Origin of the sequence: Cloacibacillus sp. An23, from assembly GCF_002159945.1 — a bacterium.
GTDB lineage: Bacteria > Synergistota > Synergistia > Synergistales > Synergistaceae > Caccocola.
This window is the reverse complement of sequence record NZ_NFJQ01000006.1, coordinates 105854-129938: the sequence shown is the minus strand read 5'-3', so window position 1 is coordinate 129938 and position 24085 is coordinate 105854. Positions and strand designations below refer to the sequence as shown.

18 protein-coding genes are annotated in these 24085 nt (G+C 60.7%); 3 read left to right on the top strand and 15 right to left on the bottom strand.

Annotation, left to right across the window (positions count from 1 at the left end; all coding sequences use genetic code 11):
• The first annotated feature begins 7 nt into the window (after positions 1-7).
• Positions 8-259, top strand: a complete 252-nt coding sequence (locus tag B5F39_RS07385) for a hypothetical protein (protein ID WP_087365470.1) — start codon at positions 8-10, stop codon at positions 257-259.
• Positions 260-484: 225 nt separating this feature from the next.
• Here the strand turns inward: B5F39_RS07385 and B5F39_RS07380 are convergent, their stop codons facing one another.
• The 11 genes from B5F39_RS07380 to B5F39_RS07330 form a co-directional block, all read right to left on the bottom strand.
• Positions 485-1258 carry an SDR family NAD(P)-dependent oxidoreductase gene (locus B5F39_RS07380; RefSeq protein ID WP_087365468.1) on the bottom strand — a complete coding sequence of 258 codons (774 nt, stop codon included), beginning with the start codon at positions 1256-1258 and terminating at the stop codon, positions 485-487.
• Between the two features lie 118 nt (positions 1259-1376).
• Positions 1377-3746, bottom strand: a complete 2370-nt coding sequence (locus B5F39_RS07375) for a homocysteine S-methyltransferase family protein (RefSeq protein WP_204245066.1) — start codon at positions 3744-3746, stop codon at positions 1377-1379.
• 11 nt (positions 3747-3757) lie between these two features.
• On the bottom strand, positions 3758-4627 hold the full coding sequence (gene metF, locus B5F39_RS07370; RefSeq protein ID WP_087365466.1) for a methylenetetrahydrofolate reductase [NAD(P)H]: 870 nt from the start codon (positions 4625-4627) through the stop codon (positions 3758-3760).
• 14 nt (positions 4628-4641) lie between these two features.
• Complete coding sequence (locus tag B5F39_RS07365) at positions 4642-5454, bottom strand: Cof-type HAD-IIB family hydrolase (RefSeq protein WP_087365465.1); 813 nt, start codon at positions 5452-5454, stop codon at positions 4642-4644.
• Positions 5451-6275, bottom strand: coding sequence for an adenosylcobinamide-GDP ribazoletransferase (locus B5F39_RS07360; protein WP_158095975.1), 825 nt, complete (start codon positions 6273-6275; stop codon positions 5451-5453). The genes B5F39_RS07365 and B5F39_RS07360 overlap by 4 nt, the downstream gene beginning before the upstream one ends.
• Before the next feature lie 29 nt (positions 6276-6304).
• A complete protein-coding gene (gene cobU, locus B5F39_RS07355) occupies positions 6305-6871 on the bottom strand; it encodes a bifunctional adenosylcobinamide kinase/adenosylcobinamide-phosphate guanylyltransferase (protein ID WP_087365462.1) in 567 nt (188 codons plus the stop codon).
• 2 nt (positions 6872-6873) lie between these two features.
• Positions 6874-10641 carry an AsmA-like C-terminal region-containing protein gene (locus B5F39_RS07350; RefSeq protein ID WP_143330684.1) on the bottom strand — a complete coding sequence of 1256 codons (3768 nt, stop codon included), beginning with the start codon at positions 10639-10641 and terminating at the stop codon, positions 6874-6876.
• A 291-nt stretch (positions 10642-10932) separates the two neighbouring features.
• On the bottom strand, positions 10933-12120 hold the full coding sequence (locus B5F39_RS07345) for a Zn-dependent hydrolase (protein ID WP_087365458.1): 1188 nt from the start codon (positions 12118-12120) through the stop codon (positions 10933-10935).
• A gap of 142 nt (positions 12121-12262) precedes the next feature.
• Positions 12263-13651 (bottom strand): allantoinase AllB, encoded by a 1389-nt coding sequence (allB, locus tag B5F39_RS07340; protein ID WP_087365457.1) that lies wholly within the window; start codon positions 13649-13651, stop codon positions 12263-12265.
• A 53-nt stretch (positions 13652-13704) separates the two neighbouring features.
• A complete protein-coding gene (locus B5F39_RS07335) occupies positions 13705-15117 on the bottom strand; it encodes a sodium:solute symporter family protein (RefSeq protein WP_158095974.1) in 1413 nt (470 codons plus the stop codon).
• A 272-nt stretch (positions 15118-15389) separates the two neighbouring features.
• Positions 15390-16064 carry an aspartate/glutamate racemase family protein gene (locus tag B5F39_RS07330; RefSeq protein WP_087365453.1) on the bottom strand — a complete coding sequence of 225 codons (675 nt, stop codon included), beginning with the start codon at positions 16062-16064 and terminating at the stop codon, positions 15390-15392.
• 220 nt (positions 16065-16284) lie between these two features.
• Here B5F39_RS07330 and B5F39_RS07325 point away from each other — a divergent pair, with 220 nt between their 5' ends.
• The gene (locus B5F39_RS07325; protein ID WP_087365452.1) at positions 16285-17238 is read left to right on the top strand and encodes a LysR family transcriptional regulator; all 954 of its coding nucleotides are present in this window, start codon (positions 16285-16287) and stop codon (positions 17236-17238) included.
• 44 nt (positions 17239-17282) lie between these two features.
• Entirely contained in the window at positions 17283-17615 is a 333-nt protein-coding gene (locus B5F39_RS07320; RefSeq protein WP_087365450.1) for a DHCW motif cupin fold protein, read from the top strand.
• A gap of 72 nt (positions 17616-17687) precedes the next feature.
• Here the strand turns inward: B5F39_RS07320 and B5F39_RS07315 are convergent, their stop codons facing one another.
• The 4 genes from B5F39_RS07315 to B5F39_RS07300 all read right to left on the bottom strand — a co-directional run bounded on the left by B5F39_RS07315 (position 17688) and on the right by B5F39_RS07300 (position 24082).
• Entirely contained in the window at positions 17688-18662 is a 975-nt protein-coding gene (locus tag B5F39_RS07315; RefSeq protein WP_087365448.1) for an SWIM zinc finger family protein, read from the bottom strand.
• Positions 18659-21730 (bottom strand): DEAD/DEAH box helicase, encoded by a 3072-nt coding sequence (locus B5F39_RS07310; RefSeq protein WP_087365446.1) that lies wholly within the window; start codon positions 21728-21730, stop codon positions 18659-18661. Before B5F39_RS07310 ends, B5F39_RS07315 begins: the two co-directional genes overlap by 4 nt.
• A 61-nt stretch (positions 21731-21791) precedes the next feature.
• Positions 21792-23432: a nucleoside kinase gene (locus B5F39_RS07305; RefSeq protein WP_239391163.1), complete on the bottom strand. Its 1641-nt coding sequence runs from the start codon at positions 23430-23432 to the stop codon at positions 21792-21794.
• Positions 23433-23569: 137 nt separating this feature from the next.
• A complete protein-coding gene (locus B5F39_RS07300; protein ID WP_343217576.1) occupies positions 23570-24082 on the bottom strand; it encodes a peptidylprolyl isomerase in 513 nt (170 codons plus the stop codon).
• Between the last annotated feature and the right edge of the window lie 3 nt (positions 24083-24085).

Genomic DNA, 24085 nt, shown 5'->3' with positions numbered 1-24085 from the left:
TTTTAGAATGAAAAAGACCATCTACAGCATCTGCATGGTGATATTCCAGGTCACGCTGCCGCTCTTCCTAATCATGGGCGCCGTGCTCGTCTACACGCAGCTTTTCGGCGCGATCATCGGCGACGGGCATCTAGTCAAGACCATCAACAGTTCGCTCAAGACCTACTCGGTCTGGGTCTCCTGCATCTGCGCCTTCGCCGGCTTCATAATGAGCTACACGAAGGAGAAGAAAAAGGGAGAGAAGAAGGAAGAGGAATAGAAGCTGCAAGCTATATAAAGCGAAAAAACAGAGGCGGGCGAATGCCCGCCTTTGTTTTTTCGTTAGTAATCCGTTCTCATCCGCCGGATACCTTAATGAAATGTAAATAAACAATGTTTTGCGTAGGTTTATTTATACTCACTGGGATATTTTTATATAATTTGCATGTTACGCAATGTGTTCGATTCAACTTTGTGAATAAGTATTTTATTCCGGCTTTTCCCGTTACTTCCCCAGATACCCGCCGTCCACGGGGATCACCGCGCCGGATATGTAGTCGCTGGCGGCACTGGATAGGAAGACCGTGACGCCTTTGAGGTCTTCGGCCCGGCCCCAGCGGTGGGCTGGGATGCGGCCCGTTATTTCTTCGTAGTAGCGCGGGTTGGTCGTTTTTATGTCTTTGGTGAGGGCGGTCTCCATGTAGCCGGGGGCGACGGCGTTGACGCAGACGCCGCGCGAGGTCCATTCGTTCGCGAGGGCCTTCGTGAGCTGCGCTACGCCGCCCTTGCTCGCGGCGTAGGCCGGGATGCGCTCGCTGCCGAAGAACGACGTCATCGAGGCGACGTTGATTATTTTTCCGCGGCCCTGCGCGAGCATCGTGCGGCCCGCGAGCTGCGAGAGACGGAATACGGCGCTGAGGTTGACGGCTATCACGCGCTGCCATTCGTCGAAGGGGAATTCCTCGGCGAAGGCGCGGTACTGCACGCCCGCTCCGTTGACGAGTATATCTAGCCGTCCGCCGAGCTTCGCGAGCGCGCGTTCGTAGAGCTGCTTTATTTTGTCGAGCTCGCCGAGGTCGCCGGGTTCGTAAAGCACGGGCGCGCCCTCCGCGCCCATTTCGCGCGCGGCTTCCGCGAGGACGCTTTCGTTCCTGCCTATTATCAGCACTTCCGCTCCGGCTTCGTGCAGCGCCTCTGCCATCGCGCGGCAGAGGCCGCGTCCGCCGCCCGTGACTATCGCCTTTTTGCCTTCTATGTCGAAAAGTTCTTTTACGTTCATCTTCGTCCTCCCCGCCGCCGTTTAGCGGCCTTTTTATAAAATTTCCGCCGCCGTCGGAATTTTTGCGTTTTCCCGTTCGGCGGCGGAGTTTTTCATGGTTTAGCGTTTCTTCCGCGCGTCAGTTCGCGGCGCTGAGCTTTTCGGAGATGCGCACTGTTTCCATCGCGTCTTTCGCGTAGAAGTCCGCGCCCGCGTACTGCGCGAGGCTCTCGGAGAGCACCGCGCCGCCCGCGATTATGCGGACGTCCGGGCATTCGCGGCGGAGCAGCTCTACGGTCTCTTTCATGCTCGCGACTGTGGTGGTCATCAGCGCGGAGAGGCCGACTATTTTCGCGCCGCTTTCTTTGACGGCTTCGGCCACGCGCGCGGGCGGCACGTCGCGGCCGAGGTCCATGACGTCGAAGTTGTAGTTTTCGAGGATGACGCGGACGATGTTCTTGCCGATGTCGTGTATGTCGCCGTAGACTGTGGCGAGGATGACCTTCGCGCCCTTCTGCGCGCCGCCGCCTTTTGACAGCTCGGCGCGCAGCACCTCGAAGGCCGACGTCGCGGCTTCGGCGGATTTTATGAGCTGCGGCAGGAATATCGCGCCGGTTTCGTAGTCTTTGCCGACTTCGTCTAGCGCCGGGATTATCTTCTCTTCTATGACGCGCATCGGAGGCGTGCCGGATGAGAGCAGCGCGGCGGCGGCTTTCGCGGCTTCGTCCTCGAGGCCGTGCGTTATCGCGTAGCGTATGTCCGCGCTCTTTTCCTCTTTTTTCTCGACCTTCGCCTCGGGCGCGGCCTCTGCGCAGCGCGCTATGTAGGCGGCGGCCTCTTTGTCCTCGCCCAGCAGCACGCGCGCGGCGGCTACGGTCTCGGACATTCCCGCGTCGCCGGGGTTCATTATCGGCGCGTCAAGGCCCGCGGCGAAGGCCATCGCAAGCATCGTGCGGTTGACGACGGGGCGCATCGGCAGGCCGAAGGATACGTTGCTGACGCCAAGGACGGTTTTCACGCCGAGCTCTTTTTTGACGAGCGTGAGCGCCTTCAGCGTCTCGGCGGCCTGTTCCTGCTGCGCGCTCGCGGTCATGACGAGGCAGTCTATCAGCACGTCTTCGCGCGGGATTCCCGCGGCTTCGGCGGCGCGTACGATGCGGCGCGCTATTTCGAGCCGTTCCTGCGCGTTCTTCGGCACGCCGCGTTCGTCGAGCGCGAGGCCGAGGACGGCGCAGCCGTATTTTTTAGCTATGGGCAGGACGGCCTCGAGCGATTCTTTTTTCCCGTTGACGGAGTTGAGCAGCGGCTTGCCGTTGTAGACGCGCGCGGCGCGTTCGAGCGCCTCGGGCGACGACGAGTCGAGCTGCAGCGGCAGCGGCGTGACGGCCTGTATTTTCTGCGCGGCGTCCGCGAGCGCGGCGGCTTCGTCAATGTCAGGCAGGCCGGTGTTCAAGTCGAGCGCCTGAGCGCCCTGCTCCTGCTGGCGCAGCGCCTCGCGCAGCAGGTAGTCTGTGTCTCCGGAACGCAGCGCGGCCTGGAGCGCTTTTTTGCCTGTCGGGTTGAGCCGTTCGCCTATGACGGTGATGCCGTCGTCGAAGCAGACGACGCGCGACGGCGAGCATATCACGGTGCGGCGCGGCACGTCGCAGCGGACGGGCGAAAGGCCCGCTATAGCTTCGCGAGTGAGGCGGATGTACTCGGGCGTGGTGCCGCAGCAGCCGCCGACGAAGCTCACGCCCTTTTCGACGAATCCGCGCAGATAGCCAGCGAACTCCTCGGGCGTAACGTCATAGGCCGTTTCGCCGCCGCGTATGACGGGGAGGCCGGCGTTCGGCTTGACGGAGACGGGAACGTGCGCGCAGGCGAGTATCCTGTCCACTATCGGGACGAGCTGCTTCGGCCCGAGCGAGCAGTTGACTCCGAGCGCCGCGACGCCGAGAGCCTCGAGCGTGGCGACCGCCGATTCGACGCAGGCTCCGAAGAAGGTCGAGCCGTTCTCCTCGAAGCTCATCGTCGCTATTATCGGGAGCTTTGAATTTTCCTTGGCCGCTATGACGGCGGTCTTCAGCTCGTAAAGGTCTGTGAATGTTTCAAGCTGTATGAAATCCGCGTAAGATTCTCCGGCGCGCACGACCTCGGCGAAGACTTCGACGGCGTCTTCAAAGTCGAAATCTCCGGCGGGCTTCAGCACACGCCCGCAGGGCCCTATGTCGAGCGCCACGTATCTGTTCTCGAACTCCGAGGCGGCCGCGCGCGCGTTTTCCACGCCGGCGCGCACTATATCCGCGAGCGGAAGCCCGGCCTTCTCGGCCTTGAAGCGGTTCGCGCCGAATGTGTTTGAGAATATCGCTCCGGCCCCGGCCTCGAGGTATTCCCTGTGTATCGCCTTTATCTCCTCGGGCGCTGTCAAGTTCAGCGCCTCCGGCACGGCTCCGAGTGCGAGTCCGCGCCGCTGGAGCATAGTCCCCATCGCGCCGTCGAGAAGCATGATTTTGTCGAGCGGTATCATAATCTTCCCCCCTATCCGCGCTTGACCCGCAGCGAATAGAGCACGCCGCGGATGTTCTCGCAGATGCGCTTCGCTATCTCGGGCTGGTTCATCGTGTAGAGATGTATGCCGTCCACGCCGCTCGCCAAGAGGTCTATTATCTGCGCCGTTGCGTAGGCTGTGCCCGCCTCGCGCATCGCCATCGCGTTGTGTCCGTAGGCGCGGATTATCTTCTGCACGCCCGCCGGGACGGAAGCGCCGCACATCGTCACCATCTTGTTTATCTGCGAGGGCGACGTTATCGGCATGATGCCGGCCTCGATGCGCTGGGTTATCCCCATCGCGCGAGCTTTATCGCGGAACTCGTAGAAATGTTCGTTGTCGAAGAAAAGCTGGCTTATCAGCGCGTCCACGCCGCATTCGCACTTGGCCTTGAGGTATTTCAGGTCTTCTTCCATCGAGTAGGCCTCGATGTGCTTTTCCGGATAGCAGGCCGCGAAGATGCGGAAGCCGTAATTTTCTTTGATGAATTTGATTAGGTCGCTCGCGTGGGCGAAGTCCTTCGTCCCTTCGTTTACGATGTCGCCGCGCATAGCGAGGATGTTCTGTATCCCCTTGTCGCGCAGCGTGTCGAGGATGGCGCGCATCTCGCCGCGCGTGGAGCCGATGCAGGTAAGGTGCGCAAGCGCGGGGATCGCGTAGTCGCGCTGTATGCGCGAGGCTATCTCCGCCGTGTTTTCGCGGCTCGAGCCGCCCGCGCCGTAGGTGACGCTTATAAGGTCCGGGTCGAGGCTCGCGAGAGCGTCCACCGTGTTGAAAATCTGCGTAAGGTCGCCCTTGCCCTTGGGCGGGAAAATCTCAAATGAAAACGTGGGCTTGTCGAGCTTGAAAAAATTCTTCAATGCGTTTCTCCTCTCTACTCCGCGGCGACGAGGAGGTCTTCTATTATCCGCGCGGCGCCGTCCTCCGTGTTCGGCGGGGCGACCACGTCCGCCGCCTCCTTCACCGAATCGCGCGCGTTGCCCATAGCGACCCCAGTGCCGGCCCAGCGCACCATCTCGGCGTCGTTGCCTCCGTCGCCTATCGCCATCACGTCCTCGCGCGCTATGCCGTACAGCTCGCAGACGCGCCGCAGCGCCGCGGCCTTGTTCACAGACGGGTGTACCATCTCGATGAAGGCGTTCCACGACGTCGCCTGATATATGCGCCCGCCGAACTCGCGCCGCACCGCCTCGCACATCGCGGCGAAAATCTCCTTGTCGAAGGAGACGCCGAGAAGCTTCGCCGTGTCCAGCCCGCATGTCCAGAATTTGTCGCCGAGCGCGACGGCCTTCTGCCCGCAGATTTTTTCGTAAAATCTGCAGCGCTCGTCCGCGTCGTCCTCGACGACGAGCGTGTCGTTCGAGTACATCTGTATGTACCAGCCGTTTTTATGGAAGAACGACATTATCTCGGCGGCCAGCTCGGGGCCGAGGTTGCGCTCGTATATGGTCTCGCCCGTCCCGGTGTCGCGTATCAGCGCGCCGTTGTAGAAGATGCACGCGCCTTTTATGCCTATGTCCTCTATGTGTATCATCGCCGAGGGGTACATCCGGCCCGTCGCCACGACCACCTTTATCCCGGCCTTCTGCGCGGCGCGCAGAGCGGCTTTCGTCCGAAGCGTCAGGCGGCTCTCGCCGTCCAGCATCGTCCCGTCCATATCAAGCGCAATAAGTTTCGGTCTTTTCATATCGCCCACACCGCCATTGAAATAATTTCCGAGGCCACGGCGACGGCTCCCATAACGTCGCCGTTGACCCCGCCGAGCCTTTCGTTCATATACCGCGCCGCCGCGAATCCGGCGAGCCCCGCGGCCGCCGCGCAGAGCGGCAGACGGAGCGGAGCGAACGGCAGAAAAACAACGAGAGAGACCAAAGCCGTGAAAAGGTCGTAGAGAGTGAAGCCGTCCACCCAGCCCTTCGCCATACCGCTCTCCCACGGGTACAGCCCGAAATAGGCCGCCGCGTTCTCGCCGAAGCGCGCCGCCGCTGCCGCCGTGACGCAGGCGGCGAGCCTGTCGCCGGGCGCTACCGACGAAAGCAGCGCCGTCCAGAGGCCGAAGGCGAGCACAAGCGACGCGCCGCCAAACGAGCCGAGGCGGCTGTCCTTCATCACCTCGCGCAGCTTGTCGCCCGAGCGCCCGGAGCCCACGCCGTCCCAGACGTCGCCCCAGCCGTCAAGGTGCAGCGCCCAGCCTATGACGAAATAGAAGGCCGCGCCTATCCACGCGCATGGAAGCGGCGCGAGGCCGAGCCAGCCCGCCGCGGTCACGACGAGCCCCGTGAGCAGCCCCATGAGGCCGCCCGCGACGGGCGCAAGCGCGAGCGTGCGGTTACCCTCCGGCATCGTCTCGGGCCACCATTTTCGCGGCAGCGGGATGCGCGTGAGCAGAGTCCATATCACTACGAAGCGCGCCGCGAGCTCGCGGCGCATGGAAGAAGCCGTCAGCTCCGCCTCGAGCCGTTCGGAGCATTCGCGGAATTTGCCTTTGAAATCCTCTATCGAAGCCACCTCCGTAAAATAAAGAGAAAACGAAATTTTTACAGGCCGGCCGGCGCGCCGCCCTTGACCCACAGCGGGCATCCGGCGACGACGAGCGCGACGTTCTCCGCGTATCCGGCGCAGAGCTGGTTCATACGCCCCTGCGCGTCGCGGAAGCGCCGCCCCATGCGGTAGGGCGGCACGAGGCCGAGGCCGACCTCGTTGCTGACGACGACGAGCGAAGCGTCCGCACGGACGCTCTCAAAAAGCCCGCGCGCGAGCGCCGTAATCTCAGCCTCGGCGGCGAGCCATTCCTCCTCGCTCCCATCCTCCGACGCTGGCGAGGCGAGGAAGAGCCGAGTCAGCCACATCGTGAGGCAGTCCATCAGCATAAGCCCGCGCATCTCCGCGACCGCGCGCGGCAGATCGCGCGGGCCGCCCTCCCACGTGGCCCACGAGGCCGGCCGGCGCGCGCGGTGCAGCTCTATGCGCTTCTCCATCTCCGCGTCGGCGCAGTCCGCCGTCGCTAGGTAAGTCACGGGGCCGTCGTAGGCGAGGGCTATTTTCTCGGCGTAGGTGCTTTTGCCGCTGCGCGCTCCTCCGAGCACTAGAGTTATGTTTCCCATCGCTACAGCCCGAAATCTATGTTGTTGATGAGATTCTCGAGCGTCTGCCCGACGAAGTCTCCCTTGCTGAGCCCTCCGCCGGTGTCGGCGCCCGGCCCCATCGGTATCTCGAATTTGAAGCGGACTGTGGTGTTGCCGTCCTTCGTCTCGTTTTCCTCGGGGTCGCCGCCGCTCGAGGGTATCAGCGATTTCGACGAACGCATGTTCATCGCCTGCGATACGCGCAGGTGCTTTATCTCCGGCTCCGAAACCGTGCCGCCTATACCCATGCTGATAAACTTGAACTCGTTCTTCGCGAAGCCCGAGATGACGCCGCCGAGGACGCTCTGAAGCGCCTCCTCCTTGTTGAGCGTGCCGGAGGCGAGGTCGGAGCCGGCGCTGATGATGCCCTGGAAAGCCCCGAGCACGGAGTTCAGCGCCCGGATGTTGACCTTGCCGAGCGCGAAGAACGAGAGCTCCTTATCGCTGTTCACCGAGCCGTCGACCATGACGTTGCGGTAGAGCATATCGCCGGCCGGGGCCACGGCCTGGCTGCCCGGCAGAAGCGTGAAGATTCCGTCCATGTAAGTGAACGTCGCCTGCACAGTCTGATAGCGTATCGGCTTGCCCCCGGTGAATTTCTTCGCCTTCTCGACGAAGCTGAAGCCGGATATCTCGCCGTTCTTGAGCGATAGAGCGCCGCCGCCCTTGAGCGTGGAAAGGCGTCCCGTCTCGCCGCCGCCGCGTATCTTGAGGTCGGCGGTGCCGCTTATCGAGCCCTTCATATTCGGCGCGAGCTGCCCCATCAGCGCCTTGAGGTCGGTCCCCATCACAGTGAGGTTTCCGCCCCACGCGCTGTTCTCGAAGTCGAAGCCGGCTCCGCCCGAGAGAGTGCCTCCGTTGGTCTCGGCCTTCAGGTCCTCGACTATCAGGTAATGCTTCGAGACGAAGAACGGCGCTCTGACGTTCTTGAATTCCACGCCGAGCAGCTTGAGATAGGGCGAGGTTATGGAGCCCGTGCCGGAGATCTCCGCGAGCCTGCCGGAGCCCTCCATCGAGAAGTTGGCCGTCCCGCCGAGGCGCGAGCGGAAGCTGTCCGGGAAGTACGCTCCGAACTGCCTCACGTCTATATCGTCGCCCTTGATGCCGAAATCGCCGTACCATTCGCCGTTCTCGAGCCAGAAGCGCCCGTGCGCGCCGAAGTCGCCGTCGCGCAGCACGGCCTTCGCTTCGGTTATCTCGACCTCTTTCATCGAGCCGCCGCACTTCACGTCGATTATCGGAAGCATGAAGCCGCGGTATCTGAACGGCGCGACGCGCGCCGTGACCGCGAACTTCGGGTCGCCTACGGTGCCCGAGACGACGACGTCGCCGTCCACAAGCCCCTGCACGGAGCGCACAGACGGCAGATGGCGGCGCACGAGCTCGTAGATGTTGAGCCTCTTTACGCCCGCGCGTATCTCGAGCGCGCAGTCGGAGAAAGACTGCCCGGGCTCCGGCATCGCTATGCGCCCCGTGCCCGAGGTCTCTCCCTTGAGGAACACGCCCGAGGTGCTTTTTATAAGAATCTCCTTCGGGCTGCCCGTCAGCACGCCGCTGAGCTCGTCCACGCGGAACTCGCGCCACGACAGCTTCTTGCCCGAAAAGTCGAAGCTCCAGTTGAGGCCGCCGCCCGTGTCTTCGGCCGTCACCTTGCCCGACACCTCGCCGGAAATGTCCTCATTCGCGCCGAGCAGGCCGTTTATTATCGAAAAATCCACCTTGGAGAATTTGCCGCTCATGCTCCACGAGGCCGGGACTGCGGCCCCCTTCGTGTCCTTGTGCGGAAGCGTCACGTCGCACGCCACGGTGCCGGAGCCGCCGCCGGCGTATGCCGTGACGGGCGAAAGCTTGAGGGAATCGCCCGAATAAGCTATCCCTGCCTCGAGCTTCGCTATATCTAGAGTGCGGAAGCGCGCCTTACCAGTCGCGACCTTCGCCGAGACGGCCGGAGAGGCGGGCGAGCCCTTGACGCTCCACTCGCCGTGCGCGACGCCGGCGACGTTGAGCTCCTTCAGTATCGCGGCGTAAGAATAGAAGCGCGACACGTCGGCGTTCTTGAACGTACCCTTGAAGTCGAGCGCGCCGCCGTCCGCCGCCTTCTGCGAGAATGTCCCGGACGCCGTGGCGGTTACGCCGTTCCACCGGGCCGAGGCCCTCTCGACGGTGAACACTCCGCTCTCCACGGCGTAGGAGGAAATAAGGCTGATGTCGGAGACCGCGCCGAATTTATCCAGGCTCACTGAAGGGGTCGATGCGCGCAGTCCGACGACCCATTTGCCGAACAGCCCCTTGCACGTACCGGAGACGGCGACGCTGCCTTCTGTCTTGAATTTAGCCGTCTGCGGGAAGCTTTTAAGCACCTTGTCCAGCACTATGCCCTCGCTCGCAAAGACAAGGTCCGTCGGTATTTTCTCGCCGAGGCTCAGCGTCCCCTTGAGGGACATCACGCGCCCCTCGCATGAGGCCGTCATGTCGAGCACGCCGGCTGGACGCCCGTCGAACACCGCGGAGCCGCGCAGCTCTTTGAGTTTTATCTGCTTATAGGCCACCTCGGACGGGCCGAGCTCTATGCTCCCCCTGAGCGCGTTGAGCGGCCCCTCGAGGTCGGCCGAGAGCGACGAAACGCCGCCGCTGACGGAAGCCGCGGCCTCCGTCGCTCCGCCGGCGAGGCTGCTCTTCCAGTCGTCGAATTTCAGATTTTTGGCAGAGGCGGAAAGTTTCAGATACTTTCCGGGCTGCGTCAGGTCGAGCTCGACGCTGCCGGCAAGCTCAGAGTCAAAGACCTTGCCCTGATTCAGCTCCGCCTTTATCAGCTCGGGCGACATGCTCCACCTGAGCTCCACGCCGTCGAGGGGAAGGCCGCGGACGACCGCCCTGTTCAGCGTGCCCGTCCCCTCGGAGACGATCCGTCCGCCGCCGAAGGACGCGGAGCCGTTTCCAGACAAAAGCCCGCTGACGCCGTAGGACGCGACCTGCGGCGCGAGCTTCGCGACGGAGGACAGATCAATGTCCGAAAGCGAGAACTTCACGTCCGCCGACGGGAGAAACGCCCCCGACACCTCGGCCCTGCCTCCCGCGAGCCCCACCGCGAGGCCGCCGGAGCGCCACGAGCCGTCGGAGGCGTGTTCGACCTCGCCGTCGAGCGTGACCGGCACGCCGTTGACCGAAAGCTCGGCCTCAGCGTCGAAATGCGACGAATCCGCGATGCGCAGAGCACCGCGTGCGAACTCCACCACGCCGTACGGCGTGTCTATTTTGCTGTTTTTGATAAAAATAAGCTCTATCGGGATATTAAGCGGAGCGTCGTCCTTCTTTTCCGACTTCGGGATGAGCGCCATTATATCGTCCATCGAGGTATCAGCGCCGTCCACCGCGAGCCGCGCGAGACGCGGCGAACCTCCGGCGAGGCTAGGCACAGACACGGTGGCCGAGATGCGCCTGACGAAAAGCAGCCTTTCGCCGCCTCGCGAGACCTCTACGTCGCGCACCGAAAGGCCGAAGACCGGATGCCAGCGCAGCGCGCCGATAGTCAGATCAGCGTCGAGATACTGCTTCGCATACATAGAAATCTGAGCGCGCACAAAGCCGCTCAGCGCGTCCATCTTATAATAGGCTATCCCGCCGCCGCCCGCCAGCACGAAGAGCAGCAGCACGATGAACACCTGCCACCAGCGTCCCCTCGGGCGGGGCTTCTTTTCTCTTTTATTATCTTTATTCTCGACGGCTTCCGCGTTTATGTTTTCTTCCACGCCGCTCTGCAAAACAATCACCTTATCACGCCGCGCGCCCGGCGGCTTCCGTCCGTCCGCGCGGTACTTTTTAGCCCCACAAGAACATGGCGAGACAAAATAATTGTATCACGTCAAGGGCAGATTTTCCGCACTCAGCCTGCGCCGCAAAGCTGCGGGCGCGCGCAAAATTCCGTCAAGCCTCCGACGGAGCGTCAAAACCGCCCGCAAAGCAAAGCGCGGACGGAAAAGCCGGGGCTCTCCGTCCGCGCCGGAAAATATGGAAAACTTCAGAGATTAGTCGGCGCGCCGCTAATCCTCCGCGTCGAGCGCGAGCACCGTGCGGTAGAGCACCTCCGCTCCCGCCGCTGTTTCCTCCGAATCCGTCCACTCTTCGGGGCAGTGGCTCATGCCGTCTTTACTCGGCACGAAAATCATGCCGATAGGCACACGGTGCGCCATAGGGTTAGCGTCGTGGCCGGCGCCGCTCGGCATGACCACGTGCGATTCGCCGGCTTCTTCGGCTGCTTCGCATATGACGTCCATCAGATGCGCGTCGCATGAAACGGCGCCCTTGTCGATCATATTCACGATTTCAAATTCAACCGTGGCGATGTTTTCCGCGATTTCTCGTATCTCTCTGATAAGCTCGTCGGTCTTCGCCTTGTCCATGTGGCGCATCTCGAACGAGCATTCGACTTTGCCGGGGATGACGTTCTCCGAGCCCGGCCAGCATTTTATCGTGCCGACCGTGAGCACGAGCCTGTCGTCTATCGCGCGGCAGCGTCTGTCGGCTTCCGTTATCAGCCGCGCCATCGCGACCATCGCGTCGCGGCGGTTCTTCATCATTGTCGTCCCCGCGTGGTTGCTGTGGCCGAGCGCGGTCACTTTGTAGCGGATGACGCCGACGATGCCGCTGACGACGCCTATTTTCTGCCCTTCGCTGAAGAGGTAGTCGCCCTGCTCGATGTGAAGTTCGAGATAGCATTTCGCGTCCGAGAAGTCGCGGCGGCATCCCATTATCTCTTCTACCGTGTGCCCGTAGCTTTTAAGCGCCTCCGCGAGCCCGGGCTGCTCCGGCGACACGAGCCCAGTCACCGCGCGGCTGCCGAAGGTGCCGCCGAGCGGGCTCGACTCCTCCGCGTTGAAACCGTACAGCTCTATCGTGTGGCGCGGCCTCCTGCCTTCTTCCTTCAAGCGGCGCACGACCTCGAGCCCCCCAGCGACTCCGTAGGCGCCGTCGAAAAGCCCGCCCTCCGGCACTGTGTCGAGGTGCGAGCCTATGATTATGCTTTTGAGCCCCGGCTCCGTCCCGGGCAGGACGCCGTGAAGGTTGCCCGCCGCGTCGCGCGAGGTCTCCATGCCGTACTCGCGCATAAGCTTCTCCGTTATGTCAACGGCCGCGAAGTATTCCGCGCTGTAGCAGGCGCGCGTGTACGAGCCGTCCTCGTTGCGCCCCGCCTTTCCAATCGACCGCAGTATGTCGTTTACGCAATTCATTGAAAATCTCACTCCCGTACCCAAAAACTCCGCCGTTCCAGAGAGCGCCCGCGCCGTGGGAAACGGAGCGGAAGTTCGCGGGACGGCGGAGTTTTTCCGATATTATTGTTTTACTTCGCCGCGCTGGCGCGGCGTGTCCGTTTTACTTCTTAAGCGCCGGCTTGACGAACTCGCCCCAGCCGGCCGCGCTCTCGTCGACGACGCCGTTCTCCATCACGACGCGTCCGCGTACCACCGTGTAGTCGACCATGCATCCGAGCTGCCAGCCCTCGAACACTTTCATAATGTCCCTCGCCTGCGAATAGCTGTCCTTCGCGTGGAAGATGTGTTCCTTATTCATATCGACAATCGCGAGGTCGGCGTCGGCTCCCGCGGATATGGTGCCCTTCTGCGGGAAAATGTTGAAGAGCTTCGCTGGGTTCACGCAGAGCAGCTCGACCGCGCGCTCCATCGAAAGGCGGCCTTTCTTCGCCTCCGTCAGGATAAGCGGCATGCGGAGGTCGATGCCTGGGAAGCCGGCGGGCGCGGTGAAGATGTCGTCCTTTCCCTTCTCCTTTTCGGAGACCAGATACGGGCTGTGGTCGCTTCCTATAAAATCGACCGTTCCGTCAGCGATGTAATTCCAGAGCCCCTCGACCTCTTCCTTCTTGCGCAGCGCGGGGTTGCACTTCGCGTAAGCGCCGTACTTCTCGACGTAGCTTTCGTCGAGCAGCAGATAATGCGGGCAGGTCTCGACGAGTATCCTGCGCCCTTTCTGCTTTTCCTTCTTCGCGAGCTCCATCGCGCCGCAGGTGGAAACGTGGACGAGCTCCACAGGGCAGCCGGCCTCTTCGCTGAAGCGCAGAATCTTCGCAATCGCCTCGATTTCGACGATGGGCGGGCGCGACTCGCAGTGCGCGAGATTGTCTACGCGGCCCTCGGCGCGCAGGCGCTTGATATTGCCGGTCACGAGCTCGTTGTCCTCGGCGTGCGCGGCGAGCGTCAGCCCGGTCTTCTTCGTCTCCTCGAGCGCGCGCATAAGCTGGAAGTTATTCGCGCTCGTCAGCCCCTTGAACTCGTCGGCGCGTCCTTCCGGCGCTTCGTGGAGGAACGTTTTATACGCGACGATGCCCTCGTGCGAAAGCGGCTCTATCTCTTCGGGGAACTCTCCGCCCGCCGCCCCGAAGAAGCAGAAGTCTACGCAGCTTCCCTTCTTGCAGAGATCAACGCGGTTGTGGAGTATCTTCGCGTTGTACTGCGGCGGCGTCGATATCGGATGCTCGAAGAAAGTCGTGCATCCTCCCGCGGCGGCCGCGCGCGTCCCGACTTTGAAAGTCTCGCGCTCCGCGTGCCCCGGGTCGCGGTAATGCACGTGGGTGTCGATGCCGCCCGGCAGGACGTATTTGCACTCCGCGTCTATTACGCGCGCCGCCTCCGGCAGGCAGCCGGGCTCCGCAATCATCGCGAACTTCCCGTCCTTGACGCCCACGTCCGCTTTACGGAATCCGCCCTCTATGAAAACCGTCCCGTTGATTACTGCAAGGTCTAACATTTTTATTTTCTCTCCTTATTATGCGTTTACCCTAAAAACATAAACTTGCCAATTTACTTGCTTTCCGGAAAAAACTTCGCTATGACCTTATCGGAAGGCGGCGGAGTTATACAGCTTACCACTATCAGAGCGATAAGCGAAACTATTATTCCAGGCAGCGCGGCCATCACGCCGTAAGGCTCGCCGAGCGCGTACCAAATACAGGCGGCAGCGAGGCCGCATACCATACACGCGACGGCTCCGGCTTTGTTAGCGCGCTTCCACATAACTCCGACTATCGTAAGCATGGCCATAGCGCTCCCCATAAGCGTCACGGATTTCGCCTGTATGAAAAGAATGGCGTCTTCCATAAAGAACGACAGAGCGACGCTGGCGACGCCGATAACTACCGTTGCGATTCTGGAAACTTTAAGCTGTTCCTGGTCGCTGACCTTCCTGAATTTCGCGTACACGTCGTTGCTGAACGTCGCTGCGGCAAGCAGCAGTATCGAATCCGCCGTTGAGATTATGGCGGCGACTACTGCGGCGAACATTATCCCGCCAGCTATCGGATGCAACTTCTGAGTGACGAGCGAAAGGAACACGCGGTCCTGAGCCTCTATGCCAGGCAGAATAATCATTCCGCAAAGGCCGATGATTATAAGCGGCAGATAGAAGAAGAACAGGCATATGGCGTTGATGCCCTGAGTACGCTCAGCGACCTCAGGCGTGGTCGCGGTAAGAAACCTTACGACGAAGACGGGAGCGCCGAAGTTGCAGAAGCCCCACGTAACGACCCATGACAGAGCGGTGATGGGCGGTATCTTAACGCTGAACGGTTTGATAAAATCAGGATTGATGGCCGCTATTTTTTCATTCATAGCGGTAAATCCTCCGACTTCGCCAAGGAAAAACACCGCCATAATCCACACACCGCAGATAATGATGAACGCACAGATGGTATCCGTCCACGCGACGGCCTTCATTCCTCCGATAGCGGTGAACGCTATAAACACAAGAAGAAGGACTATACAGCAAGTAGCCTTGTTCCAATCGACGAAAGTCTGAAGTATAGCGACGCCGCCCATGACCTGAGCGCACAGCATAACGATGGAGCATATTACGACAAGGAACGAAGCCCATATGGCAAGCTTCTCACTGAAACGACCCGCTATATATTCCGAATAGGTGTTGTATCCGGTGCGGCGCAGACGCCTGGCAATCCATATACAGGCGATAAACGAAGTCAGTATCGTTCCGGCGCAGTTCCACCAGCCGGGCCATCCGTTGAGATAGTAATATCCTGGATGGCTGACCATTCCCGCGGCGCTTATAAGCGTTGCGAAATAAGTTCCGGTAAGCGGTATGATGCCGAGCGACTTTCCGGCGACCATCCAATCTTCCGACGTTTTTATCCCCCTGGAAATCATTATACCGATGCAGGCCAGGCCGAGCATAAAACCGATGGTAATAATCAAATAGACCATACTGTTAGACATCAATTTTTACCTTCCTTTTTTTCTTTATGCTTTACATAAATCATCGGGAAGAAGCTTAACGCTATAAAAAAAATCCACATAATAGTAAGTTCAGTGGAACCACCAAACAATGCCATCAGTGACCACACCCTTCAGTCTATATTGAATCGTCCGAAAAAATTAAAGGCCTTTGCTTCGAAGATTAACCAAGATATGTATGCCGCGCGTTTTCGCAACAAAGCGGCGGCATAAAGTCAAAAACTTAATTCTTCGATTTATATTTACCATTTGCGTCCCGCGCTGTAATAGCGCGCTTTGCTAGTCTTGAAGCCGAGGCGGACCATCCCTTCCGCCACTGACAGGCCGCAGACTACGCCGTCGAGTACTGGTACTCCGAGTTGCTCAGAAAGTTCGCGAGCCATATCGCACAGCCCCGCGCATCCGAGTATTATTACTTCCGCTCCGTCTTCGTCTATCGCCCTGCGCCCGGCTTCGAGATACTGCTCGAAGCGTCCGCCCGGTTCCGTGCTCGCGTCCCTGACGGAAGCGAGATACGGCTCCATATGGTAGCCGCGCACGACGTTGATTTTGTTCGGCACGGTGTATCCGTCCGTCTGGAGTATCGTGAACGAGTTGCCGAGCATGGAGGCCATGTATATCGCGGCCTGCGCTATGCCGACGACGGGCTTGTCCGTCAGTTCGCGCATCAGCGCGAGGTTCGGGTCGCGCCCGCAGGCGACGACGAAAGCGTCAGCCTCCCGTTCGTATTCGCGCACTATCGTACTCATTCCATGGGCGGATTTCGCCACGTCTTCAAACGTTCCGATGAACTTCGAAGCGCCGGGGGTTGGCAGCGTGACGACATCGAAACGCCCCGCGGCGTAGCTCTCAGCAGCCGCCCTGATGTCTTTCGTCATTTCCTCGCTGCTGTTCGGATTTATAACTACTATCTTCATGTTTTCACCTCTTTTCTAAAGAAGTTGTCTGTTCAATGTTGACGTAAATATTTTATTTCTGTCAAAAATCATCGTCCAATATATATTTTTGTATGCAGCTATCAGTTTTTGCTTATGGGGGCGGCGTATGAGCACATGATACAATACATACGAGAAGATAAAGGAGAGCGCCCAGCAGATAAAAAATAAGCCGGACCGGCAAACGACGGAGGGACGCGGCATGATTCGCGAAATGGAATATATTCTGGCAATATACAAGGAAAAGAGCTTTTCGCAGGCTGCCAAGACTCTGCACGTCTCCCAGCCCGCGCTCTCCGGAATGGTTAAGAAGGTCGAAAATAATTTAGGGGCGCCTATCTTCGACCGAAGCACTACACCGATAACGCTGACTCACGCGGGAGAATATTACGTAGGCTGCGCCGAAAAGATACTTCGCATAAAATACGAGATGGAGGACTATTTCAAAAATCTCAGGACTCAGAGCATGACGGTCGTAAATATCGGAGCCGCTTCTTTTTTCTGCGTCTACATATTGCCTGAATTTATAAAGGAATTCCGTCAGCGCTGCCCCGGCTGTCAGATAAATATACTCGAGCTGAACGCTACGGACACGAGCGAGCATCTTCTGAAAGACACTGCCGATTTCGTCATCGACGTGCGCAAGGAGCTGCCGGACGATATCGCGAGTTTCACGCTTTATCAGGAGCATATACTGCTCGCGGTTCCGTCGCAGTTTTCGGTAAACGCGAAGCTCGGGAATTACAGGATGGGCTTTGAGGATGTGAGGCGCGGCGCGCACATCGACGGTTCCATGCGGGCCGTCGATATGCGGCTCTTCCGGGATGAACCTTTTATCCTGCTGCGCAAGGGGCATGACATGACGCGGCGCGCGCTTGAGATATGCGGCGAGGCTGGGTTTACGCCTAACGTTGTCGCGGAGTTCGACCAGATGCTTTCGTCTTTCCGCATGGTGCTGAACGGCGGCGGCGTCGCATTCGTGCGCGACGGGGTCGCGCGCCACGTCGCGCCGACGGACGGCGTCGTGTTTTATAAGATAGACGACCGTTTCGCGAGCCGCGACCTGCTGCTGAATTACCGGAAAGACAGGGAGTTTTCGCCGCTTGCAATGGATTTCGTAAAATTTCTTACAAGCCCCGACCGCTGCTGGGCGTAGCGCGGAATCAGCGGCTGTATTTTTTATTGAACGGAGAGATAAGAATGAAGATTGAAGGCGTTCCTTACAGAACCGTGGATTGGAACGGCATCGAGGCTGAGGAGCACAAGGGGGAGACCGGGACGGCGTTCTGGCGCACGTTTTCGCAGGGCAACGTACGCGCGCGAGTTGTGGAGTACGGGCCGGGCTATCTCGCCGACCATTGGTGTCCGCGCGGGCATGTGCTGTACGTTATCGAAGGGTCGATAATTTCGGAGCTGGAGGACGGCAGCTGTGAGGAACTGACGGCTGGCATGGGCTATGTGGCCGAGGACGACGCGCACAACCGCCACAGGTCTTTTTCTCCGAACGGAGCGAAGCTGTTTATCGTGGACTGAACGGACGTAGCGCTCAAAATGAAAAACGCCCTTGTCTTTTGCGGACGGGGCGTTTTGTCATTTTCCGGTTTTCTATATCAGTTTGCGCGGCCGGCCTACGGGCTTTTTCTTTTCGCCTGTCAGTATTTCGCCGGCGAAGATTGCGGCCTGTTCGTAGCAGGGGGCTAGCATTTGGCGGAAGGGATGTTCGCCGCGCCAGAAGGGGAAGTCGTTCATCACGTCGAGCGCGGCGGCGCGGCGCGTGCGGTCGGTCTCGGGCTGTTCGAAGGAGAAGTCTCCCGCGGCGTACCAGTTTTCGCACGGCTGCGGCGGCTGTTCGGATACCGCCGCGCCTTCGTCTTCTTCGGGCGTTTCCGCGCCTCCGGTTATGCTTTCCGTCTCTTCGCCCGGAGTCCACGGCTCCGCGTCGTCCTCGTCTATGGGCAGCGGGCCGTCGTCGCGCGGGCATTCGAGCGTGAGCAGGTTTATGAGCGACTCTTTGTCGAGGCCGCGCAGCCGCAGCAGGATGAAGGGGTCGTCCTCGAGCTCTTCGCCGAGTATCAGCAGCACGGCGATGATGTGCTTGCACGGCGTCGCGTCGTCGGGGCAGGAGCATTTGAAGCGTCGCAGCGTGTTTTTGTTGAGGAAGAGCGGCGTGCCCGACTCGCGGAATATCTGCTCTATCTCGTCGGGCATTTCGCCGGCGAGGAGCTGCGCGGCGTAGGCGGCGCGTTCGCGGAAGCGGAAGAGTATCAGCTCGCGCGCCTCCGGCGTGACGGTCTCAAAGCCCAGACGTATCTGGTAGGGCGTCTTTCGCGTGCCCTGCACGAAGGCCGTGACGAGTCCCGGCTCTATGCTGATGCTGACGACCTGTCCGCGCCTCGCGTAGCTTTTGCCGCGCGAGATGCGCGGGGCGTCTATGCACTGCTCGATGACGGTTATCCAGCGGCGCGACCACCAGTTGGAGCCGTAGGCGTGCCCGCGCGCGGTGCGCGATTTTATGCCGCAGCGGGTTTCGCGCGGCCTTTTGTAGCGGAAGAATTTTTCTTCGCGTTCCGATTGCGTCATATCGTTTCCACCGCCTCTTTTTCGAGCGAGAAGAGCTCGTAAAGGTCGCTGTCGCTCATCTCGGCGAGCCAGCTTTCGCCGGTGCCGACGAGCATGGAGGCGAGCTCCTTTTTGGATTCTATCAGAGATTCTATCTTTTCCTCGAGCGTGCCGCGGCAGCAGAAGTAGTGCACCTGCACGTTGCTGCGCTGGCCTATCCTGTAGGCTCGGTCAACGGCCTGCTGTTCGACGGCGGGGTTCCACCAGCGGTCGAACATGACGACGTGGTTGGCGCGCGTGAGGTTGAGCCCAGTGCCTCCGGCCTTGAGCGAGAGTATGAAGAAGGGCGGCGCGTTGTCTTCTTCCTGGAAGCGGCGCACCATTTCGTCGCGCTTTTCGCGCGGGACGCCGCCGTGGAGGAAGAGCGCCTCTCGTCCGAAGGTCTCCTGGAGGAATTTTTTGAGTATCGCGCCCATTTCGGCGTACTGCGTGAAGATGAGCGCGCGGTCGCCGGCGGCTAGCATTTCCTCTGCGATTTCGGCGAGGCGCGCCATTTTGCCTGAGCGGTTTTTATAGTCCGATTTGTCCTTTACGTAGAGCAGCGGATGGTCGCATATCTGTTTGAGCGCGGTTATCGCGCCGAGGACGACGCCTTTGCGCTTTATGCCGTCCATGCCCTCGAGCTCCTCGGTGAGCGCGGTGGTGACGGCGCTGTAGAGGCTCGCCTGCTCGCGGCTCAGCGTGCAGAATTCTTTCGTTTCTATTTTTTCTGGGAGGTCGTCGATTATCTCCTTGTCCGTTTTGAGGCGGCGCAGGATGAAGGGAGCCGTCATGCGGCGGACGCGCTCCATCGCCTTTTTCTCACCGGCCTGCACGGGACGCAGTATCTCGCGCGCGAAGCGCGTGCGGTTAGGCATGAGGCCGGGCATGAGGAACTCCATGAGCGACCACATGTCGCCGACGTGGTTCTCGACCGGCGTGCCGGTGAGCGCTATGTGCCAGTCGGCCTTGATCGATCTCGCGGCGCGCGACTGGTAGGTGTCGGGGTTCTTTATGTTCTGCGCCTCGTCGAGTATTATCCCAGCCCACTCGACCTTGGCGAAGAGCGCGCTGTCGCGGTGGAGCAGCGAATACGACGATATGACGAGCGTCCCGTCGAGGCCGCCCTTCGTGAAGATGTTGCCGCGGCTGCGCTTTATGCCGTGGTGTATGAGCGTCTTGGTGCCGGGGATGAATTTCTCCGTTTCGCGCCGCCAGTTCTCCATCACGGAGGTCGGGCAGATGAGCAGTATCGGCCTCGTCTCGCCGCGCACCTGGAGATTTTTGATGAGCGCGAGCGTCTGTACGGTCTTGCCGAGTCCCATGTCGTCGGCGAGGCAGGCGCCCATGCCGAGCCGTATGAGGCGCGCGAGCCACGCGAGCCCCTTCGCCTGATAGGGGCGGAGGCGGCCGCGGAAGCCCTCTGGAGCGTCCATCTCCTCGAGCGGCGCGGAGCCGGAGAGCAGCGCGCGCACGGAGTCAAGCCACGGCGAGCCCGTGACGGCGGAGAGCGGCGCGTCGTTGTAGTCCTGGCGCAGCGACGAGAGCAGCGCCTCGCGGCGTTCTATCTTCTGCGGCATTTTTTTAAGCGCCGCCGTGATTTTTTCAACCTCGTCGCGGTAGATTATGACCCAGCGTCCGCGCAGGTTCGTGAGCGGAGACTTGAGCTCGGCGAGCGTTTCGAGCTCCTCAAGCGTCAGCAGGTCGCCGCCGAGTGCGACGGACCAGTCCACGTCGAGCAGGTCAGTCATGGACATCTGTCCGCCCGGGACGAAGGCCGCCGAGTCGTGTATCTCCGCGCGCACCGAGAGACGCGGGCGGTCGGAGAGCTGCCCCCACGCGGAGGGAAGCTGCACCTGTATGCCCTGGTCTATTATCGAGGTCACGTGATTCTGCAGGAAGTCGAACAGCCCGTCGGAGTCGAGCCTGCACTCGCACGGGAAGGGCGTTTCGAGGCTTTCGGCTATCGCCGGTATGTGCGAGGCGAGGTGCCCCAATATCTGGAGCATGTAGCGGCGCGGGTTGGTGCGAGTGCGCTCGAACCACGCGCGCTCGGCGTCGCCGGGGCTCCATACGCGGTCGGCCGGGATTATGAGCGACGGGTCCTGCGCCGACTGGAGGTGCCACGTGAGCCGCCAGACGTTCTCGCCATCGGACGGCTCCTCTATGCGCATGAAGAGACGCCACGGCTGCGCGGTCATCGCCTTGAGCGAGTCGGCCCAGTCGCGTATCTGAGGGTAGAGCGCCTCCATCTCGTCCTGCCATTTGTCGAGCGGCGTTTTCGCCCATATCAGCGAGCGTATCCATATTTCGTGAGGGTTGCTCGAGTTTATGTGCCGCCCGCGCTCGGAGGTCCCGTGCTGCGACGCGCGTATCATCGCGTCGATCAGCCCTTCGAGTATCAGAGCGGCGGTCTCGCGTCTCCTGCGCGGAGCCGTGCGCGGGGCGTCCGAAGATACGCCGCACAGGACGGCCGGCATAGCCTTGGCGAAGGCCGAAAATTCGTCCTGGTACTTGGCGAGTATGACTGGCCGCCACTGCGAGACGAAGGTGGTTCCGAACGGAGCCATATCTGGGATGTACGTCCCGCGCTGCACGAAAGCCGCCGCGTATTCCAGCGCGCGGCAGAGGTATTTGAAGTCGTCGGCGAGCAGCACGCCGGGCGCCGGTATCCGGTCGCCGCACTCGCGCATCATGCGCAGCATCGCGGAGAATTCCGAGAACTCGACCGGAAGCGCCGGGACGCGGAAAGGCTGAAGCTCCGCCTCGCCAGGCTCCTGCGGCGTCTCGCCGAGTATGCCGTCCGACGGAGACGGCATACCGTTCTTCGCAGGAAGCAGCAGATATATGTGCGTCGGAGCTTCGTTCGTTTTGCGCGCGCCCCTGACGCCGGTCTCCTTGAGCGCGGCGCGCAGGTCCGCCGGCTTCGCGCTCCACGGGAGCAGCGGCTGGCCGTCCTCGCCCGCGCGCGCGCGGCGCGGCCTCTCGAACGAGACCTCTCCCCAAAGATATACGCAATTCTGTTCGTACGCCAAATGTAGAATCAGCATTTGAAACCTCGATGCATAAAAAGGGCCGGTAATTCGCTTCTCCGTCCCTTTCGATATTTACCTATTCAAAGCAGCTCCCGCCGATGAACTCTCTGATGATAGAAAGATTCGGCACGTCGTCCGACGGTATCACGGGAACGAAACGCAGCATGGCGAGCAGCCTCTGAGCCTCGCCGTAGACCGGCGAATCTTCCGGCACGGTGCGAAGCAGCGGCTCTACGTAGCCCTTAAGCACCGGAACCTCGTAGGCGAGCGCGGTGTTGAATATTGCGTCCGCGTTGTCCTGGTAAGGGAATATGTAGCGGAACGAACCGCGCACGACGGAAGGCCATTGAGCGAGCGTGGCCTCGGCGGAATGTCCGCGCGTCCGAGCGTCGCGCACGAGGCGGCGCAGCAGCCGCGTGTCCGTCGTACCGAGCCGGCTGTGGAAATCTATGTTCGTGCCCGTGAGCGGGCAGATGAAAATGTTGTATTTTTTACCGGCGGGCACGCTCTCAGTGAGGCGGCTGTTGAGGCCGTGGATGCCCTCGATGACGAGCATCTCTCCGGGCGCGAGGCGCATTTTCCAGCCCTTCGTGCGTTTGCCGGTGATGAAGTCAAATTTCGGAACGTCCACCTCTTCGCCTGAAAGCAGCGCCGCAATCTGTTCGTTGACGAGCTTCAGGTCGAGCGCCTCAAGCGCTTCAAAGTCGGGCTTCCCGTTGTGGTCAAGCGGCGTGTGCTCGCGGTCCACGAAATAGTTGTCGAGCTCAAGAGTGCGCGAGCGTATGCCTGAGGCCAACAGCTGCACGCGCAGGCGGCGCGACGAAGTGGTCTTGCCGGAGCTCGACGGGCCGGCGAGACAGAGCAGCCGCACATCGGGGCGCGCCTCTATCTCCTCGGATATCTTGCTCAGCATCTTCGTGTGCAGCGCCTCACAGAGCATGATGAGGTCGCGCGAGCCGCCGGCCGTGACTATCTTATGTATGCCGGCGCAGGTGCTGACGCTGAGGTTCTTCAGCCACGCCGTGTGTTCCTGTATGAGTTTGAAGAGCTTCGGCGACTCCGAGAAGGCGGTCGTCTTTGACGGATCGGAGAGGGTCGGCCCCGATATGAACACTCCGCCGCGGTACGGATGCAGCTCGAAGGTCGGAGTGAGCGACGCGCGGTCGGCGAGCGCGCCGCCGAAAAAGTCGTAGACGCCGCCGCAGCGGTAGAGTATCACGGGATCGGTCCCCGCGTAGCGCAGAAGCTGATCCTTGTCCTCGTAGCCCTGCGCCCGCATTATCGCGCGCGCCACGTCCAACGGGAACACCTCGCGGCGTATCGGCTCGTCCTCGCGCGCCATGCGTCGCATCTCCTCGCCGAGCGCGCGGCAGTCGTCCTCTGTCAGCGCCCGCTCCGGCGACTCGTAATAATAGGAGTAGAACATCGACTGCGTGAGGTGCAGCCTCACGCCCAGCAGCCGCGTGGCCGCCGCAGTGAGCATGAAGGCTATCGTGCGCGTATAGACCTCTATTCCCTCGATGCTGTCCGTCGTTATAAATTCTATGTAGGAGTCCATCACGAGTTCCCACGAAAGCGGCCTCTGCTCGCGGTTGACGCGGCACGCCACGACAGTCTCTTTCTTAGGGAAGTCTGTAAGCTCGAGCGCCTCGCGGGCCGTAACGGTTTTGTCGCTTGTAAGCGTACGTGCTCCTTTTATTTGTATTTCAAAGCTCAAGATGTTTCCCCCATTTGCAGGCAGAGAGCCAAGCATTAGACTACATTTAAGCATTTTAGCACAACGGCGCGCGATTTGCACAAAAAACGGGCGGCTCGAAGCGGGCCGCCCGTGCGATTTTGTAATTTTTTACCAATCTAGCCCTCGATCGTCAGCTTCTCTATGACGACCTTCTTAAGCGGGCGGTCCATCGAGTCTGTGGGGAGCTTGCCTATCGTCTCGACGACGTCCATGCCTTCCTTCACCTGTCCGAATATCGCGTGTTTTCCGTCGAGCCACGGCGTCGGCACGAGAGTGATGAAGAACTGCGAGCCGCCGGTGTTCGGCCCTGCGTTCGCCATCGAGAGCACTCCGGGCTTGTCGTGCTTAAGCCCCTTGCCGAACTCGTCCTTAATGACGTAGCCCGGGCCGCCGGTGCCGTTGCCCTTCGGACATCCGCCCTGGATCATGAACTCGTCGATGACGCGGTGGAAAGTCAGCCCGTTGTAGAAGCCCTTCTCCGCGAGGTCGGTGAAGTTCTTCACCGTGTTCGGCGCGAGGTCGTTGTAGAGCTCGATCTTGAACGTGCCGTAGTTCGTCTCGAACACGGCCGTCTGCCTCGCTGGCGCGGCCTCCGCGGCCTCCGCCTTCTTAGCCGCGAACGGGAACATAAC